The following is an 18,316-nucleotide window of genomic DNA, read 5'->3' as shown; positions in this document are numbered from 1 at the left end:
GACGGACTAAATCCAGTTTTCGACGACTGGCAACGACTCGAAACCCGGCCGCGCAAAATAATAACCCTGCATCAGGCGTATCCCGTTGGCCTTGAACCAGCGTGCTTCGCCTTCGGTTTCGACGCCTTCGGCGATGACTTCGACACCCAGCAATCCAGTGGTGAGCAAGATACCTTTGACCACTGCTTGCTTGACCGGATTGGTGTCGATGTCGCGTACCAGCTTGATGTCGATCTTGATCAGCGTTGGCTGGAAATCGGTCAGCAGACCGAGTCCGGCGTAACCGGCACCAAAGTCATCAATGGCCGTGGCGAAACCACGATCACGGTAGTACCGGAAAATCGACAGCAGTTTTTCCGGCTCAAGAATCTGTTCGGATTCGGTGACCTCAAAGATGATCCGGTCCAGCGGAAAGCCCGCCGCTTCGGCAGCCAGGATCGTCGTGCGGATGCACAGTTCGGGCTGGTAAATCGCATTGGGCAGGAAGTTAATCGAGATCTTGCAGGTCATGCCCAGTTGCTGGGCCAGAAAAATACTGCGGATACGGCAGCCCTGGTCGAAGCGGTAGCGGTTGTCGTCATTGACCTTACTGAGGATGTGCGCAGCACCTTCGCCGTTGACACCACGCACCAGCGCTTCATACGCATAAATAGTGCGCTGTTCAACATCAACGATAGGCTGGAATGCAAAGGTGAAATCAAAATCCAGTTGATCCTTGCAGACGGCACAACCGGGATCGGGAATCTCGATTGGCAGGACCCTAATGATTTTGTTGAGCAAGATATTTTCTCCGGTAGGTATATTTACCCTGCTGATCTTAACATCGTATTTTGCGATAACTTGACTTCCAACAGTCTGGTTTTATCCTGTAAAAAAACGGGCAAGTTCGCTACCGCCGGAGCGTAAAGGCGTCGTCAGCTCGCCATCAACACCGGACCGCCTTTGACTATGGCGCGCTGATACGCCGGTCTTGCATTCATTTTCTTTTTGTAGGCCATCAGTGCCGGGAACTGCTTGCCTGCTGTCGCACGCGACAGTGCCGCCTCCACCGCAAAGCTCATCTGAAAGTCCGCCATCGTCAACTGGTCGCCAGCAAACCAGGCATGTTTGGTCAGGTGCTGTTCCATGTACGCCATCGCCGTGGCAAGGTTGGGGTCGATCAATTTCAGCTGGACCTGCTCGCATAATTTGCGCGCAATCGGGCGCACGAAAAATGGCATCGGTTGCGTCGGGATACTCGTAAACACCAGCTTCATGACCAGCCAGTTCATCAGCGAGCCTTCGGCAAAATGCATCCAGAAACGGCATTCGCGATGTTCGGGTGTGCCTATCCGTGGTTGCAGCGCGGCGAGATCACCCGCTCCCTTGTCGCCATAGGTTTCAACCAGATATTCGACAATCGCACCGGATTCGGCGACGGTGATACCGCCGTCGGTAATCACTGGCGACTTGCCCATCGGATGGATGGCTTTCAGTTCAGGCGGCGCGAGCCGGGTTGTCTTGTTGCGCTGGTAGCGCTTGATCTCGTAGGCAATGCCGAGTTCTTCGAGCAACCACAGGATGCGCTGCGAGCGCGAGGTATCGAGATGGTGGACGGTAAGCATGTTTTTCTGTCGGTGAGGGCGAATGCGGGAGGGCTGACTTGAGTGTACACGGGGTTGGTGCCCGCTTCACCGCCGAACTGCGGCCACCAAAAAAACTTATACCCGGATTGTGTGAACAACTTTGTGCATAACTCTGTGGGAATGACGCGCAAGGCACTCGCCATGCGGGTGGGCGACACTGCCTACTTTTTAAGCGGGCCGGTATCGTGCCGGCAGAGACCACGTCCTCGACAACTGCTTTACCATGTTGGCCCCGGTATCACTCAACACCCCCTACAAATCAAGGTCACCCATGAACATCACCGTCAACGATGCACTACGCAGTTACATCGATCCGCTCACCATCGACGAATACACGGCGCTCGAGCGCAGTCTGCTCGCCGAAGGCTGTCGTGATGCGCTGGTCCTGTGGGGCGATGTCCTCATCGACGGCCATAACCGCTATGCGATTTGTCGCCAGCACGGAATCGCTTTCCAGACCGTGCAGAACACCAGCTTCGGCTCCATCGACGACGTCATGCTGTGGATGATCGATAACCATCTGGCCCGGCGCAGCGTGTCGGATTTCCAGCGTGGCGTGCTGGCATTGCGCAAGAAAGACATCGTCGCGACGCGCCAGCGGATGCAATTGCAGGATGCACCCGCCGGCACCCCGGCCAGCACTAGCGTCGGCACGCCAATCGCCACCCGCGACGATGTCGCCCGGCTTGCCGGCATCAGCAGCAATACGATCACGCAGATCGAAAAAATCCAGAAAGCCGCCACGCCGGAACTGGTCAATGCAGTACGCGCCGGCACCATTTCGATCAATGCCGCAGCGGCAGTGGCAACGCTGCCCGCTGCCGAGCAGGTCGCTGCCGTCGCCGGTGGTAAAAAGGAATTACAGCAAGCAGCAAAACAGGTCCGCGAATTAAAGGCTGGGAACCGCACGCCAAAGGCAAGCGCATCGGTCAGCGAGGCAACCGATTCGGCGTCTCTATTAGCTAGAGTAGCCGAATTGACTGCCGAGAATGCTGCATTGACCGACAGGATTGTGGGGTTGACTGTCGCGCTGAAAGAGGCGCGGCGCACGGCCTGATGGCCTGTGAAGGACACATCGCTGCACCTGCAAAAACGGCATGCCGGTTTGCACTGACATGCCGTTATCGTATTTTGCCGAATCTACCAGCCTGAATTTTGCATAAAAATGCAAGAATGTCGCCAGTGATTAATCAGATCACACCAACGACCAGAAGCAATGCCCGATCGACCATCTTCAACTTTTCTTCATCGAGACGGCCAAACGGTTCGCTGATTTTTGTGCGCGGCAGCGTCGTGAGTTTGTCCACCATGACTTGCGAAAGCGTGCGCAACCCATTGCCGGGATTCGGTTCCAAGGTCACACGAAATGCGGCATTGCGCAGATCGCTTGTTACCGGGCACAGTACAACGCTTTCCAAATCCGTCAAAAGGTCTGATTGAATAACCAAGGCTGGTCGCGGTTTGCCATAGTCACCTTGCAGAGAAACCGTCACTAAGTCGCCTCGTTGCGTCATTCCCAACCCTCAACGTGGGATGCCGCATCTTCGGTAAAGCGCAAAACCTCTGCTTCTGCCGGGTCGCCATTTAGCTTTAGGCATTGCTGGCGCACCTGCGCCGTGAACTCAGGCGACCGGGTGTCCGGAACCCAAAACTGCACAGGCCGCAGCCCAGCAGCACGCATCCGCTCACGGTGACGCGCTACCTTGCCGGTTGATTCGTGGATTGATGACATGATACCCTCCCTTGGTTGCCTATTTGGTTACATGGTACCGCGCATGCAACTGCAATACAACTCAAGCCGTTGAGTAGCGACATGCAGGGGCGTTTTGATCAATAACAACCGGACACCGAGTTCCTGCAAGGTCGCCAGAATTGAAGCACCTCTCATCGAACTTCCGTTGTCGGAGTGCAGTTCAACTTGATTCGGCGCGATGCGCTCCCGCGCACAGATGTCGCGCAGTACTTCTCCTGCCAGCTCGCTGCTTTCGTCGTCGTAGACTTGGCCACCGACGATTTTACGGCTGTAAATATCCATGACCAGCAGCCATCCTCAACTCGTCCTGATCGTGTCACGTCGGATCGCGCCAAGAATCGACCATGCCTCTTTCGCTTCAAACCATCTTGCCGCTTCACGCATAACACAACCCACATTGCGTATGAGAGGGGCTAGTCATGCCTGATATTTCTTCAACCTCATTGCAGCAGCGATGGCGATAGGAAAACATGCCGAAATGCCTGCGCACGAATATTCACGCTAGTGCCCTGATCAGGAAATCAGTATCGCCCTGAAATCATTGACATTCGTTTTAGTCGGACCGGTGATAACCGCATCACCGAGCGCACCAAAAAACCCGTGACCGTCGTTGTTGTCCAGGCTGTCTCTGGGCCGGATGCCCAGCGCCCAGGCGCGTGACAGTGAATCCGGCGTGAGTAGGGCACCGGCCACATCGACCATGCCGTCGACGCCGTCGGTGTCTGCCGCCAGCGCATGGATGGCAGCGTGGCCGTTGAGCGCAACACCCAGCGAGAGCAGAAATTCGACATTGCGACCGCCGCTGCCATCTCCCTTGACAGTGACGGTGGTTTCGCCGCCCGACAGCAAAACACACGGCCGCGTAAAAGGCATGTTGCGCGTGGCAACCTGCAGCGCGATCCCGGCCATGACCCGGCCCACATCGGCGGCTTCGCCTTCGATCGCATCGCCCAGCACATGCGCGGCGACCCCGTTCTGGCGCGCTACTTCCGCAGCCGCCATCAGTGCCATCTGCGGCGTGGCAATCAGATGCGTCTCGCAGCGAGCCAGCCGTGCATCATCGGGCTTGACCGATTCCCCGTTACCCGATTCCAGCACCGCACGCGCAGCGGCGGGCAGCGTAATGCCATAGCGACGGACGATGTCGAGTGCTTGCGCGCAGGTCGTCGCGTCGCCCACGGTCGGACCGGAGGCGATATCGATCGGGTCATCACCCGGCACATCCGAGATCAGCAGCGTGACCACGCGCGCCGGAAAACACGCGGCAGCCAACCGGCCACCCTTGATCGCAGAAAGATGGCGGCGTACGCAATTCATTTCGGTGATGCTCGCGCCACACTGCAGCAAGGCCTTGTTGATGGCCTGTTTATCGGCCAGCGTGATGCCCGCAGCAGGCAATGGCATCAGCGCCGAGCCGCCACCGGAGATCAGGCAGATCACCAGATCATCGGCAGTCAATCCCTGCACGAGTTGCAGGATGCGCTGCGCGGCCTCCATGCCGGCCTGATCGGGGACCGGATGAGCGGCTTCGATAATCTCGATGCGTGTGCACGGCGCGGCGTAACCGTAGCGGGTAACGACCAGTCCGGTCAGTGGCGCGGGCCAGTGCAACTCAAGCACCCGCGCCATTTCGGCCGAGGCCTTGCCGGCACCGATCACGATGGTTCTTCCGCTTGGTGCTGCGGGCAGGAATAACGGAATGCAGTGTGTCGGTTGCGCGGCTTCGACCGCCGCTTCAAACATTTTTCGTAGCAAACGTGCTGGTTCCATGAGTGGAAACTCCTTGATTTAATCCTTACGGCCGGTCTTCCAGCGCATCCCGAAACCGTAACGGCGGTCCATCATCTCATGCGCACCGACGCCGCCTTCGGCACCGAAATATTCTGCCAGCTTGGTGACCTGAAATTTGCCGCCGACATTCTCGATCATCGCGATCGCGCACATCATTTGCGCGTTGTTGCCATTGTCCAGTTTGACCTCGACCGGGGCCTGATTGGGTGCGGCGATGGTGACCACGCCATTGGTCGCCGCCCAGTTGGCGGCGCCTTCGTAAATGAACGTGAAGATCAGCACGCGCTTGATGTGGGCGAACTGATCGCCGTTGATGATCATGTTCTCCCCATCGGTGCTGGTGCCGGTCCGGTCATCGCCCTCGAGCGCAATATACGGTGCCGCTTCAAAATTTCCCCACGCTTTTCCGAGTGCCTGGATGCCGCCTTTTTTGCCATCGGTCAGTTCATAGAGACACGCCAGATCAAGATCAATCCCGCCGCTTTTCTTGGTGTCACCCATCAGGCGGCTAAAGAATCCTGCCTTCTCGGCCTTCTCGGGCGCAGCGGCCGACGGGTTCTGGTTCCAGTTCAGATTGACACGCACCCGGCCGTAACCTTGCGCACCCTTTTTTTCAAGACTGACCTTGTCGCCTTGTTTTTCCAGCGTGATTTTTGATAGCGAGACCGCTGGTGCTGGTGCGGGTGCTGGTGCGGGTGCGGGCGCGGGTGCAGCAGACGGCGAAGCCGCCGCCTGCTCGCCACCAAAATGCGCCAGCAGCGACGACAACCCACCCGCAAAGCCCTGCCCCACCGCACCGAATCGCCAGACACCGTCCTTGCGATAAATCTCGCCGGCGATCATGGCCACTTCGGTATTGAAATCGGCACCGTTCAATGGAAACGTCACCGCGTCACCCAGCACCAGCGCGCCGGGAGCGATGTGGCTCATGGCACCCGGACCGTCGATGGCTGCGGTGAACACCAGCTTCGCAATCGATGCCGGGAGTTTGGCAAGATCAATCCGGAACACCGCCTTGCCCGACGATTGATCGAGCAGGATCGCGTTATCCGGCGAAGCGGTCTGATTGAAAAAAACCAGATAGCGGTCGTCCGACAATTTGTCATTGCCATCGAGTCCAAAACAGGACACGTCAATCGACGCGCCGGGTAAGGTCACATCAAGCGTGACCGTCAACTGTTCCTGGCAACCCAGCTCTGTCAGTTTGCCTTTTTGCCCGCGTGAAAATGTGTTCATCAAGTTCTCTCCTGTTAAGTGCGATGACTACCGGATGGTGTGCTGCTGGCCGATTACTTGTCGACCGGATCGACCGGATCGACTGATGGGTAAGCCCCAAAATGACTTGCCTGTGCGATCGTGCGCTGTGCCCACGCGCGATGGGTCGTTACTTCGCACATCGAGTTGTCGAGCTTGAAGACGGCAGGACTGTCGGCGGCAAGAATCGCTTCAGCCGATGCCAGATCGCGTGGCATGACCATGAAGTGGCGCTCGATCTGCGCAATCTGGTCGGGATGGATCGCCGTCTTGCCGACCATGCCATGGGCCAGATCTTCTTCGACCTCCTGCGCCAGCAAGTCCGGCAAATCGAGGTGCTCGAAAACCGGCGCCGTCAGGCAAAACCCGTACGGCCGAAAGGTCGTCACCAGCCGGGCAATCACCGGCCCCAGCGGGGTCCGGTAAATGGTCATGTTGCGCGGCCGGCGCAATCCCAATAAGGCGAACAGATCATTGCCGCCGATACGCAGTGCCAGGATGCGCGGACGCACGCCGGGCGACTCCAGAAACAGTCGGAACTCGCGCATCTCGGCATCGTCGAACACGTCGGCCGTTTCCAGTGTCGGCATCAGCACATGGCGCGTGTCGCGCACATGACGCAGATACGACGGCATGTTGTGCCGGCTCGCTTTCGGAATCACGAAGCCGGTCAGTTTGTCGGCCCCCGGCATCGCCAGCACGCGCCCCAGCACCTCGACATTACGCACCCGCACGAAGCGCTCGGACCGCGTTGTGACCGGCATGTTCTGCAGCGCGACGCCGAGCTGGAACAGCGCATAGCTGAGGTCTTTTTCGGCGACCGCATCTTCGGTACAAAAAATCAGGGAGCGCGCCTGCGCCAGCTTTTCGCCATTGGCGACCGCCGTCAGGTCGGGATGATTGGCGGGCACATACAGTGAGGCCCCGGGTAACTTGTCATTGAACATCGCGTTCACTCGCTTTCACTCCTGATCAACGAGACTGCCTGATACGGCAATGCCGGGTCGTGTTCGACCAACACGTTTTTTTCTGCGGCCAGCGCGATCAGATGGGCCACCGCCGCCGCCGCAGGATCGCGCACGATCACGCGTTCGGCCATACGCCGCAACAGCACGCGGGTCGCCTCGCCGATGCCGGGCTTGATGAGATTGGGATCGGTGATCCGGTAGGCCTGCATGCAGGCTTGCATGAACCGTTGCGAGGTCTGCGCTGCCGCGCAGCGGTCAGCCGGTATCGCTGCCGGAAGACCGTACAGCCCAGCCATGTCTTGTGCTGCCGCAATGATCCGGTCGGCAAAATCACGCGACATGTCCTGCGGCTCGAAACTCTCGTAATACACGCAGCCATGAAAGTCATCCGGGCCGATCTGCGCATTGAGAATCGAGCGGCTGACCAGACCGGAAACGGTCGCGTTGAGTATGCTCGACGGGATCAGATAATCGGCACACGACGCCGAGCAAGCGGCTGTTCCGGCCAGATCGGCCAGCACAAACAGTCCCGGATCGATCGCGACATCGTGCGCTGCATTGAACGCTGTCACGGCGCTCGTCAGCTCGCGTGAAATCACGCCTTTGCCGGTCCAGCCGTCGACAAACACAATCGATTCCGGCGCGTATCCCTGCGCCAGGATATGCCGCAGCGCGACCGCATCAATGCCGCGATCACGCACGATGGAGACTGAAAAATGCGCGGCGTCGCGCCCGAAAACGCGCGACAGAATGTGCTTGAGAATGACTCCGACTGGCGTGCCCGCACGCGCCAGTGACACCAGCGTGATGCTGTCCCGACGACGGGCATGGATAAGCGCCGCAAGCCGCAGGCAATCCTGCGCCATCTGTTCGCGATTGGCTGTTTCGGCTTGCGCAAACAGGGCCAGATAGTGGGCGGAGGGCAGCACTTCCGGCGACAGCATTTCGCTGTAATGCCGCTGACCGGATTGAATCAATCGCTCCTTCTCGGCGACGTTGACGAAGTCGGCCATCGGCAAGCGCTTGAGCAGAAACGTCACATCCCCGGCCCGGTAACTGCCGGCAAACATCAAAGCGCCCCCAGCGTACTGTGACTCAGTTGCGTGCCTGACGGCACGATGGCGTAGTCGCAAGCGGCCATGAAACGCGCATCGGAGCGACTGTCGCCGAGTCCGAACGTGATGATCTCGCCGTGCTGTGCGCGCAACCATTGCGCGACCCGCTGCACCGCGTGCGCCTTGTTGAGTGCCTTCGGCAGGACGGCGAGATTGTTGCCGTTGCGATGAATCGTGAAGTCCGTGCCTTCGGTAGCGATCCACGAAGCGACGGCCTGCTGTTCGATGTGCGCGAGCCGATCGCTGCGTTTATCCGGGTCTTTCATGACCACGTAGAACGGCGTGCCGAAATCTTCGATGATGCGGGCGGTCGCGGCGTAACCACAGGACACGGCGTAGGTATTCATGACCGCCATCACGCGCTGCAAGCCCGCATGCGACAACGCCATCGCGTCCTGCATCTCCTGCTGCCAGACGGCATCGACCGAGCCGTCCGGGTGCAGGATGACGCCACCGTAATCGAGCACCGCATAACTGCAAAACGAGATATCGACACGGCGAAACGCATTGTGATTGCGCGCCGTGGTTGGCACGACCGTCATCGACGTCAGGGCCAGCTCCAGAAAATCGCGCTGCGACGGCGTGGTGTACGAAATCGCGGCACCGTCCTTCAGGAACGCCGCCGGTTGAAGCAGCACTCCTTCGGGACATTTTTCGCGCGACTGAAACAGCGAATCATCGAGATCCGCAAACAGGACTTTGATCATCAGCGACCACCTTCGTTTTTGAAATGCAGCAGGCGAGCGTCAAGCAGTTGCGCCAGCTGCGTCAAACCCTGGCCGGATGCCGTTTCATGGCAGATCAGGACGTGATCGTACTGCCCCGGTTTGACGTTATAGAGAAAATTGTCCACCCCTTCGCCGTAAATATCGGCGAACTGCAACACGTGCATTGCCGCACCCCATTGCAGAATCGGCGAGCGGGTGGTGGACTGAAAAGTGACGTCAGCGCCCAGCTGCTCCAGCGCATGCGCGAGCAAAAAGGGCGGATGCAAAAATTCACCGGTGCCCAGAACCAGCACGGTCTGGCCTGCTGTCACGCTGGCAAAAATTTCCTGGGCAAGGGCGACCGGTGCAGCAAGCGGGCGCGCAATTCCGAGCCGTCCAAATGTGTCCGTCAGCGCCGTATTGGGTGCGCCCTCTTTGCTGTTGGTGCGCGCCTGCACAGCGGGCGGCGTGTTCGCCACGAACTCGTACTCGCCATCGAGCGCGCCCGCATGGGTCACCGGCAATCCGAAGCGCTGCGCCAGTGCCATCGACGCGCCCTCGCCCATGAAGTTGGTGATCGTGCTGATATGTACCGAGGCGAGACGCGGACTGTGCACGCGGCATGCCTCGACCAGATTGACAAACGTATTGCCGGTACTGACTTCATCATCGATCAGCACCAGCGCCGTCGCGTCATTCAGCAACCTGCGCAACGGTTCTGCCGGTACATGCAGATACTGATGCGGCGCGTGACTATGCGTTTCCTGAAACACCATCACGTCACCGCTGCCGACGCGATAGCGGGTTGTCGGCAAGTACAGCGCGGGCTGATTTGGATGGCGTCGGCACCATGCTTCAAAGACGCCCTGCCCCAGTCCGATGGCAGTTTCGGCCATGCCGACAAAGACCACCGTGCCCGACTGCGGCGGCAGTTGACCGGCCAGCAATTCGTGCATTGCCGCCATGACAGACGGGCGCACCGGCCAGTGCTTGCCGAGCACCTTGCTCAGAAACAGAAAGCCGCGTCTGGCATTGTTGCGTGCAGCGAAACCGATCAGCTGGTCCAGCGCCAGATGGCTTTGGCGTACCCGCACAACCAGTTTCCCGGTCGGCATGCTGACCCGGTGTTCGGCGATAAAGCCTGCCGGCGGCGTGTCGATCGTGGCGCTCATCACAGCGCCACCGCACAAGCCACTTCGCCGACGCGAATGCCATCCCGCACAGCGGGAATGACGACCTGATCGTAGCCATGAACAAATCCGCACAAGGCAAGATACGGCAGCTTTGGTCCGGCCACGCAGGCCATGCCGATACCGCCCGACATGCGCGGATTAATCTCAAGAATGCGCAACGCGCCCTCCTGTTCACGGAACTGCACATTGAAAACGGCATTGAGGCCATAGTCACTGGTCAGCTTTGCGGTGGCCTTCAACACATCGGCACGCAGATCGATCAGCTGACCGCTGCCGGCACTGACCGGTTTGCGACGCGGGATCGCGCACTTGAGGACGCCGTAGTCGGCGATGCAATCGACGCTGTATTCCTGACCGTCCAGATACTCCATCAACAGCATTGGCCGGCATTCATTCTGCAGGGCCAGACCGGCGCGAAAATCCGCCAGGCTGACGCGGTACGGCAAGCCTTCCATCAGCAGTTGCGCGGTGTTGCGCGTGTCATCGAGCACACTGAAACCGAGTCCGTAGACCGAGCTGGATGGCTTGACGCACAGCGTGGCGTGCAGCGGGCGCAAGTGCGCGAACGCGGCATCGAACTCGGCGATGTTGCAAAACGTCAGCGACTGCGCCGGCACTGCATCAGGCAAATCCACCGACGCATAAAACCGCGCCTTGTCATGCAGCAGGTCGAGCATCGCCGTCGTGGCAACGCTGACGATGCGGGTGCCGATATCGGCAAAGCGGGCGTGCTGACTACTCAGCAACCCTGCCGCGCGGCCGGGCCAGAACACATCGACGTGCTGCGTCTTGCAAAAATCGAGGCACCAGTCGGCATACGCCGCATCGTCCAGCCCGGTCGGTTCTTCATTGAACTGATGCGCTGCCCGACCGGCGATGGCAAGCGGATTGGTGTTGCTGTAGATGAGATGAAACTCGCCTGCAACATCGGCCTCACGAATGAGGCTGATGGCGGCGTGGACAGACGAAAACGTTCGGTTGAACCAGACTCGCATGGCAGCGTCAGACGTGCGGCGTAATACGCGGCAACAATTCTTCAAAGGTACGTCCGCTGCACGATTCACCAATCGCTGCCATTTTCCATTCCCCGTTGTGGCGGTACAGTTTGGCCATGATTTGCGCGGTATGCGGACCGAGCGTCGACAAGTTGAAACGGGCAATTTCCTTGTTGTTGGTGCCGTCAAGAATCCGGCAAGTTGCGTTTTCTACCTTCGAGAAGTCCTGGCCAGTGAAACTGTTGACCGTGAATATCAGGCTCTTGATCCCGACGGGTACGCGGGTGAGGTCGACGACAATTTGCTCGTCATCGCCATCACCGGCACCGGTGCGGTTGTCGCCCGTATGCCTGACCGAGCCATCCCTGGATTCGAGCTGGCGAAACCAGATCGAATCGGCCAGGCTGCCCTTGTCGTCAAACATCAGGCAGGAGGCATCGAGATCAATGTCTTGCGACTTGCCGCCGAAACCCAGAAATCCCTTGGACTTCACGGCGTCCCAGCCAAGGCCCATCGTGATCTTCGTCAGCGTGGTACCTGCTTCTTTTTCGAGCGAAATCTTTTGCCCTTTTTCCAGATTAATAGCCATGTTCAACTCCTTGTTGGTGAGTGATGATCAGTGCAAAGCAAAGTACAAAGCGCGCAGTCTTAGCGACTGGTTTTGGAGCCAGCGAGTTCTTTCTTCATCCACTCCAGAAAGCCGTCGCGGTTGCGCGAGCAGACGTAAATTTTTCCATTGCCCTTGAAGCGCAGGACGATGCCTTCGCCACTGGTCTGCGAGTTGATCATCCCGCCGATCATGCCGCCGATACCGCCACCCCCGGTGGTCGTCACGCTGACTTCGTATTTCAACGTACTGTCCCAGGCGACGACATGCGAGTTGTCGATGATGACGTCCTTGCCTGCGACGACATCAAGCTGGAACAGCGAACCGAAACCAGAGATCGCCAGCTTGCCGCTGCCCGATGCTTCCATGACAAACCAGCCACCGGACTTGGCGAACAAGGCGTTGCCGATGCTTTGCAGGCGCGACTTCATTTCGACACCGGAGGTTGCTGCGACAAAAGCACCATCGTTGAGGAGGTATTTGGTGGTGCCGATATCAACGAGCTCGATTGCGCCCGGCAAGGTCGGTGACAGCAGGCAGTCGCCATCGCCGCGCACGGCTTCGACGTGCTGCTGAAAAAACGATTCGCCGCCGGCCATGCGACGCATCAGCGAGCCGACGACGCCACCGGTCATGCGGCCCTTCAGATCAAGATTGGCTTCCATCATCACCATCGAATCCGACTCGCAGTAGATTTTTTCACCCTGCCGGAAGGCGACATGCAAAAACGGATCGACATCACCTGTGACTGTAAAAATCGGCATTGAGACCTCTTTGGGATTGGACAGAAAAGACAGCACAGACGTCGACGCTGGCGCGACGCGAATGCCACAAATGACGCCTGAACTTTGCTATGAAAAACAGATTGACCCGGCGTGCAGCAACAGGTGTTGACAGCTTCCTACCTGATAAGCGGATCCGGGAGGACCTGCGATGCAGACTCCTCCCGCTAAAACGCACTTTTTTACTGGATCAGACGTTGACGCCAAACGATTGGGCGAGTGGACCCAGACCGCCTTTGAAGCCCTGACCCACCGCCTTGAATTTCCATTCGCTACCGGCGCGATAGAGCTCGCCGAAGATCATCGCGGTTTCGGTCGAGCTGTCTTCGGACAAGTCGAAACGTGTCAGCTCGGCATTGCCTTCGGCATTGACGCAACGGATGTAGGCTTTGGACACCATGCCGAAATTTTGCTTGCGCTGCTCGGCTTCGTGGATGGTGACGCCGAACGAGATCTTGTCGATCTCGGCAGGGATCAGTGTCAGATCGACTGTCAGCTTTTCATCGTCGCCGTCGCCGCTGCCGTCGGTGTTGTCACCGGCGTGGACCACGGAGCCATCGGCTGCCTTCAAGTTACGATAGAAAATAAAATCCAGATCGCCACGTACCTTGCCATCTGCTTTCAGCATGAACGCACTGGCGTCCAGATCAAACGCTGAACCATCGGTTGCGCGCGGATCCCATCCGAGGCCAACGATGATTTTTTTCAGGCCTGGTGCTTCTTTGCTGAGGTTGACGTTGCCGCCTTTTTGCAAGCTGATTGCCATTGAATTTCTCCTATTAAAATAAATCAAAAGTGACGATGGACAGTCCATCACGTCACAGCCGATGCTGCCAACTACTTACGCAATCTGTACGCCCAATTGCTTCGCCACCGCTTCAAGCCCGCCCGCATAACCCTGGCCGACTGCCTTGAATTTCCACTCACCCTGATGCCGGTAGACTTCGGCAAAGACCATGGCGGTCTGCGTCGAATAATCTTCGGACAGATCAAACCGGACGATCTCGGCCCTGGTCTCCAGATTGACAATCCGGATGTAGGCATCCTCGACCATGCCAAAATTCTGCTTGCGCAAATCGGCATCGTGAATCGTCACGGCGACCACCAGCCGGGTGATCTCGGGGGGCACGCTGTCGAGCAGGACCTTCAGGGCCTCATCGTCACCGTCGCCCTCGCCGGTCTGGTTGTCACCGCTGTGTTCGACCGAACCGCACAGCGATCTGAGCTGGTTGTAAAAAATAAAATCGTGGTCACCACGTACCTTGCCGTTCTCCTGCACCATGAACAGGCTGGCATCCAGATCAAACGCGGCCCCATCGGAAGACCGGGCTGACCAGCCCAGGCCGACGAGCACCTGTTTCAAATTCGGATCACCCTTTGTCAGGTTGACGTTGCCACCTTTTTGCAAGCTGATTGCCACACCGTTCTCCTGTTGCGTTATGCGTTGCCCTTGGCTTCTTCAAGGGCTGCCTGGCGTTTGTATCTGACCGATGACCAGAGCGACGCAGCGATGAATGCCACACCGATCAGTCCGGTAAAGATTTCCGAGACGTGATACTTCATGCTGGCCAACATGATCAGGGCGAGGATACCGATGGCGTAATGGGCACCATGTTCCAGGTAGATAAATTCGTCGAGCGTGCCCTGACGAACCAGATACACCGTCATTGACCGGACGAACATCGCACCAATTGCCAGCCCCAGCATGATGATGATCACGTCATTGGTAATCGCAAACGCACCGATGACACCGTCGAACGAAAAGGATGCGTCGAGCACTTCGAGATACAGGAAGGCACCGATGCCGCCACGCTTGACGATGGCACCGACATCCACACTGGCTTCTTCCTTGCTTTCAAGGAGCTTGCTGAGGACATCCACCCCGACGTACGTCACGATTCCCCACATGCCAGCCGTCAGGACCACTGCTTGCTTGGCCGGTTCGACGATGCCCACCATGCTCAGTACCACCACGAGCGCAATGAGTACCGGGACCGATGTAATCCTTCCGAACGCGCCGAGCTTTTCCTCGACAACGCCGAGCCAGTGCACGTCTTTTTCATCGTCCAGCAGGAAGTTGAGGAACACCAGCAGCAGAAAAACACCGCCGAAGGCCGCTACTTCCGCATGATGATTCGTCAGATGCATCGCGTATTGCGCGGGATCATTCAATGCCATCGTCCAGACCTCGCCGATACCCAGATCGGCGGCAGCACCAACGATGACGAGCGGGAAAAGCAGGCGCATGCCAAACACGGCAATGATGATTCCTACTCCCAGAAACAGGTCCTGCCAGAACTTGTTCCAGGTCTTCAGAACCGAGGCATTGACCACCGCGTTATCAAAGGACAGCGAGACTTCCATCACGCTCAGGATGACGGCGATACCGAGCGCCGACAACATCGTGCTGACGCCGCCGTGGGTGTAACCCCACCATGCGGCCAACGACAAACAGATAATCGTTACGACAAACGATATTCGAAAATGCTTCATGAAATTCCCATGTTGATAGTTGCTTTTGCTCGGTATCCGACCTGCTGTTTTAAAACTTCAGTCGCAGAATATTTTATGTACCACTTTTGACGAGCCGACAATAGCCTTCAACGTCATGCTTGTCTATGAGAGAAACGATTAATACCAAATAAACTCAATTGATTACCAACCGAAATCTACAGTTGGTGTGTACTATCTCTTTTTCAAGTCCATAAATAAATCCGTATGAAAAAGAACATTATTCTGAGATTTCCTTCCCATTGATGACAACCGACAACGCACTCTGGCTGCAGCCGTTGGTGGACGTCCGTCTGACGTCGATCGGAAAGTCCGCCGACGGCATGGTGATCAGTCTGGAGACAGACAGTCGACCTTGCCATTGCACGCATTGCCAGTCACCCAGCACAGTCCGTTATGGCCGCACGACGCTGCGCGTGCGCGACCTGGCTTTCGATGGAGCGCGCATCGATCTCGATATCAAGCGTGCACGCCTGCGCTGCAATGTCTGTCTGAAGACATTCAACGAACCTGTAGCGGGTGTCTCGGAGCGTCACCGTGCCACCGGGCGGATGGTCGCACTGGCGGCGAAGATGGTCCTGTCGGAATCGTTTCTCAGCGTTGCCCGGCAATTATTTCTGGACGAAAAAACGGTACGCGCGATTTTCAATGAGCGCTTGCCGATATTGCGCACGATCTCCCGCCCGCACCATCCGGCCGACGTGCTGCTGTGGCTACCGCTTATTCAGGGCAAGATGCGCGCTGCCTGGGTCAATCCTGGCGAAGGAACGCTGATTCGCGTAGATGCCGATACGAGCGCGGCCACACTCGTCGAGGCGGTACGGGAACTCACCGGGAATGGCGCCGAGCTGCTGTATCTGCCGCCCGTTTCCGAGATCATCGCGGCGATCGCCGAGGCAGTTCCACGGCAAATCCGTTTGCACGGTCCCTCACTGCGAGCCGCCTGCCGCAAGCAAATTACGCTGTTTAGCGCAGTCAAAACGGTGAGCGATTACATCGAACGCTTAATTCTTTTTGTCACCACCGAAACGCCGGATGAGGCCGCCCGGCAATGGCAGACCCTGCTCGAACCGCCAGCAGCGATGCAGTCGGCCATGCAGCCCCTGCTGCAATCGGTGCAACTGCTAGGGCCAACCTGTTTTGACGACATGCAGTGCAGCGACTCGGCCTGCGATCTTCAGATGACGCAGATTGCGTCGCATCTGGTCAGCCGGTTCGGACGGCGTTCCTACGAAGTCATGCTCGCTGTCATGTTGTACGACAAGCGACTGTTCCAGACACGCCGCACGCCGATTCAAACGACCGGTGCGCAACTGGCGATGGGCTACCAGAAAACCAACTTCGGAACCAGCCTCGCCAAACTCGCTACACGACTCGCCACCCTGCCTGAAGAGCCACGTACCGAGCGAAAAGCAATCACCCCGCCGCAGTAATTTTCCATCAGCCGCATAGAAAAAAAAGTCCCGCCCATCGTAATATCGTACTGGTCGCGTTGGGTGCAATGCCCTGCGGTTATTGCACCCTACGCAAACGATGTTGCCGTTGCCGATTCACATAAAAGGGTTGAAAACTGGTCGCGGTACAGATGGTCAATACCTGACAAAGGAAGACCAACACCACCGCATCATGCATTTCCGGCCCACGCCGTCGACGAAAGGTTTATCGTGTCGCACGCGCAGATCAGCGCATGGACACAACCTCCCTTGAAAATGAAATCCGATGACACTTGTCTATGCTGTAACCCCATTACTTACCTGGACCCTGGTCGGTCCGATCAAATTTCTGATTAATAGCGCGCGCACGCGTCGCTGGGCATTTGACCTGGTCGGCAATGGCGGCTTCCCGAGTAACCATAGCGCCGTTGTGACCAGCATGGCGACGATGATCGCGCTGCGCGAAGGCATCTCGCATCCGGCATTCGGCGTTGCGGTGACCCTCGCGGTGATTGTGATGATCGATGCCAACAGCTTGCGTCAGCATGTCGGAAAGCACGCAGAACACATCAATGCACTCGATGCCGGCAAGGCAGGTGTCGAGCACAAACCGCTACGTGAGCGCATGGGCCACACCAAAATCGAGATTTGCGGCGGTGTCGTCACCGGCATCCTGATCGCGCTGGCGATTAGCCGGTTGCTGCCGTAGGGACTGAACCATTTCGCCGTGCAGTTTCAGCAGCAACGACCGCCACCACCGCAGACCTTGCACCAACGACTTTTGCAGAAGCCCGGCAAGGTTGCCGGCACGGTCCGCAACAACGCTCTGCCTGGACGATCGAGGCGGCTACCGCTGGCGGCGATTCATTCGTTATTCGCCACTTTTTTAAGACGGATTTGCTTTGCACAGCAAGCACTGAGATAGCCCCGGAGCTCATCATTATTCCTGAGGAACACGACCTCCTCAGGTAAATCGATATCGTTGTTATTACTTTCTTGACTGATCTCCCTGAGCACCGCCATGTGCATGTTGCTGAGATCGGGATACGTCAGGATTGCCTTGAGCAATTGGAAGTTCTCCACACCAGCGATGGTCATATCGGCGAGAAAAATGTCCGGTTTGTGCAGAGCAATTTGAATCAGTGCGTCATAGCCCGTTTTACAAAAGACCAGTGCCGCACTGAAGTCCCAGGATTCAATGAGGTGACTATAAAATTCACGCCTCTCTACATTGTTTGCGAGAACTAGAATCGTGGACGATGATGGACCGGAGCCGCTGGCTAAAGAAGATTCGAGGGTAGAGCGAGAGAGCTTGTAGGCATCGACTGCGCTGAGAAGAATGCGACGGTGACCACCCTTTGTTTTCCATCCGGCAAGCGTGCCGGACTCGACAAGCTTTTGAACGGATGTCACCGAAATACCTAAAATCTTCGCAGCATTTCGCGTTGTGCACTCTTGATTCATGGAGATGATGTACCTAGTTGATCACTCGTATAAAAATTGAGTGTAATCGTTTTAACCAAAGTTAATTGAGAAATTTAACGAATAGTTATTCCGGTAATTTTCACGGGCGCTTTATTGG

The 18,316-nt window shown here is 57.5% G+C and carries 20 protein-coding genes and 1 pseudogene; 3 read left to right on the top strand and 18 right to left on the bottom strand.

Annotated features, from left to right (window positions below):
• Nucleotides 1–6: 6 nt before the first annotated feature.
• Nucleotides 7–780, bottom strand: coding sequence for an EAL domain-containing protein (locus QN370_RS12360; protein ID WP_322127781.1), 774 nt, complete (start codon nt 778–780; stop codon nt 7–9).
• Nucleotides 781–914: 134 nt separating this feature from the next.
• The gene (locus QN370_RS12355) at nt 915–1,604 is read right to left on the bottom strand and encodes a glutathione S-transferase (RefSeq protein ID WP_322127782.1); all 690 of its coding nucleotides are present in this window, start codon (nt 1,602–1,604) and stop codon (nt 915–917) included.
• A 292-nt stretch (nt 1,605–1,896) separates the two neighbouring features.
• On the opposite strand from QN370_RS12355, the gene QN370_RS12350 reads away from it, so the two are divergent.
• Nucleotides 1,897–2,682 carry a hypothetical protein gene (locus QN370_RS12350; RefSeq protein WP_322127783.1) on the top strand — a complete coding sequence of 262 codons (786 nt, stop codon included), beginning with the start codon at nt 1,897–1,899 and terminating at the stop codon, nt 2,680–2,682.
• A gap of 133 nt (nt 2,683–2,815) precedes the next feature.
• On the opposite strand, the gene QN370_RS12345 is transcribed toward QN370_RS12350, so the two are convergent.
• The 15 genes and pseudogenes from QN370_RS12345 to QN370_RS12275 all read right to left on the bottom strand — a co-directional run bounded on the left by QN370_RS12345 (nt 2,816) and on the right by QN370_RS12275 (nt 15,283).
• Entirely contained in the window at nt 2,816–3,139 is a 324-nt protein-coding gene (locus tag QN370_RS12345) for a type II toxin-antitoxin system PemK/MazF family toxin (protein ID WP_322127784.1), read from the bottom strand.
• The gene (locus QN370_RS12340; RefSeq protein ID WP_322127785.1) at nt 3,136–3,357 is read right to left on the bottom strand and encodes an antitoxin MazE family protein; all 222 of its coding nucleotides are present in this window, start codon (nt 3,355–3,357) and stop codon (nt 3,136–3,138) included. Before QN370_RS12340 ends, QN370_RS12345 begins: the two co-directional genes overlap by 4 nt.
• 111 nt (nt 3,358–3,468) lie before the next feature.
• Nucleotides 3,469–3,666 (bottom strand): annotated as a pseudogene (locus QN370_RS12335) (IS3 family transposase); the annotation flags it as partial.
• 225 nt (nt 3,667–3,891) lie between these two features.
• A complete protein-coding gene (locus QN370_RS12330) occupies nt 3,892–5,148 on the bottom strand; it encodes a glycerate kinase (RefSeq protein ID WP_322127786.1) in 1,257 nt (418 codons plus the stop codon).
• A gap of 18 nt (nt 5,149–5,166) precedes the next feature.
• The gene (locus QN370_RS12325) at nt 5,167–6,405 is read right to left on the bottom strand and encodes a TerD family protein (protein ID WP_322127787.1); all 1,239 of its coding nucleotides are present in this window, start codon (nt 6,403–6,405) and stop codon (nt 5,167–5,169) included.
• Nucleotides 6,406–6,458: 53 nt separating this feature from the next.
• Nucleotides 6,459–7,370: an HpcH/HpaI aldolase/citrate lyase family protein gene (locus QN370_RS12320; protein WP_322129150.1), complete on the bottom strand. Its 912-nt coding sequence runs from the start codon at nt 7,368–7,370 to the stop codon at nt 6,459–6,461.
• Nucleotides 7,371–7,375: 5 nt separating this feature from the next.
• Nucleotides 7,376–8,461, bottom strand: a complete 1,086-nt coding sequence (locus tag QN370_RS12315; protein ID WP_322127788.1) for a cysteine protease StiP domain-containing protein — start codon at nt 8,459–8,461, stop codon at nt 7,376–7,378.
• On the bottom strand, nt 8,461–9,213 hold the full coding sequence (locus QN370_RS12310) for an HAD hydrolase family protein (RefSeq protein WP_322127789.1): 753 nt from the start codon (nt 9,211–9,213) through the stop codon (nt 8,461–8,463). The genes QN370_RS12315 and QN370_RS12310 overlap by 1 nt, the downstream gene beginning before the upstream one ends.
• Entirely contained in the window at nt 9,213–10,385 is a 1,173-nt protein-coding gene (locus QN370_RS12305; protein WP_322127790.1) for a phosphoribosyltransferase domain-containing protein, read from the bottom strand. Before QN370_RS12305 ends, QN370_RS12310 begins: the two co-directional genes overlap by 1 nt.
• Nucleotides 10,385–11,401, bottom strand: coding sequence for an ATP-grasp domain-containing protein (locus QN370_RS12300; protein ID WP_322127791.1), 1,017 nt, complete (start codon nt 11,399–11,401; stop codon nt 10,385–10,387). The genes QN370_RS12305 and QN370_RS12300 overlap by 1 nt, the downstream gene beginning before the upstream one ends.
• 7 nt (nt 11,402–11,408) lie before the next feature.
• Nucleotides 11,409–11,990: a TerD family protein gene (locus tag QN370_RS12295; RefSeq protein ID WP_322127792.1), complete on the bottom strand. Its 582-nt coding sequence runs from the start codon at nt 11,988–11,990 to the stop codon at nt 11,409–11,411.
• A gap of 59 nt (nt 11,991–12,049) precedes the next feature.
• Nucleotides 12,050–12,772 (bottom strand): TIGR00266 family protein, encoded by a 723-nt coding sequence (locus tag QN370_RS12290; protein ID WP_322127793.1) that lies wholly within the window; start codon nt 12,770–12,772, stop codon nt 12,050–12,052.
• Between the two features lie 208 nt (nt 12,773–12,980).
• Nucleotides 12,981–13,556, bottom strand: coding sequence for a TerD family protein (locus QN370_RS12285; protein WP_322127794.1), 576 nt, complete (start codon nt 13,554–13,556; stop codon nt 12,981–12,983).
• A 75-nt stretch (nt 13,557–13,631) separates the two neighbouring features.
• Nucleotides 13,632–14,210, bottom strand: a complete 579-nt coding sequence (locus QN370_RS12280) for a TerD family protein (RefSeq protein WP_322127795.1) — start codon at nt 14,208–14,210, stop codon at nt 13,632–13,634.
• A 17-nt stretch (nt 14,211–14,227) separates the two neighbouring features.
• Complete coding sequence (locus QN370_RS12275; RefSeq protein ID WP_322127796.1) at nt 14,228–15,283, bottom strand: DUF475 domain-containing protein; 1,056 nt, start codon at nt 15,281–15,283, stop codon at nt 14,228–14,230.
• A 299-nt stretch (nt 15,284–15,582) separates the two neighbouring features.
• Here QN370_RS12275 and QN370_RS12270 point away from each other — a divergent pair, with 299 nt between their 5' ends.
• Both QN370_RS12270 and QN370_RS12265 read left to right on the top strand, forming a co-directional pair.
• Nucleotides 15,583–16,734: a helix-turn-helix domain-containing protein gene (locus tag QN370_RS12270; RefSeq protein ID WP_322127797.1), complete on the top strand. Its 1,152-nt coding sequence runs from the start codon at nt 15,583–15,585 to the stop codon at nt 16,732–16,734.
• Between the two features lie 286 nt (nt 16,735–17,020).
• Nucleotides 17,021–17,443 (top strand): divergent PAP2 family protein, encoded by a 423-nt coding sequence (locus QN370_RS12265; RefSeq protein WP_322127798.1) that lies wholly within the window; start codon nt 17,021–17,023, stop codon nt 17,441–17,443.
• A gap of 155 nt (nt 17,444–17,598) precedes the next feature.
• Here the strand turns inward: QN370_RS12265 and QN370_RS12260 are convergent, their stop codons facing one another.
• On the bottom strand, nt 17,599–18,198 hold the full coding sequence (locus tag QN370_RS12260) for a helix-turn-helix domain-containing protein (RefSeq protein ID WP_322127799.1): 600 nt from the start codon (nt 18,196–18,198) through the stop codon (nt 17,599–17,601).
• Between the last annotated feature and the right edge of the window lie 118 nt (nt 18,199–18,316).

Source organism: Actimicrobium sp. CCI2.3, from assembly GCF_035019065.1.
Classification (GTDB): domain Bacteria; phylum Pseudomonadota; class Gammaproteobacteria; order Burkholderiales; family Burkholderiaceae_D; genus Actimicrobium.
This window is presented reverse-complemented; position numbering and strand designations above follow the sequence as displayed.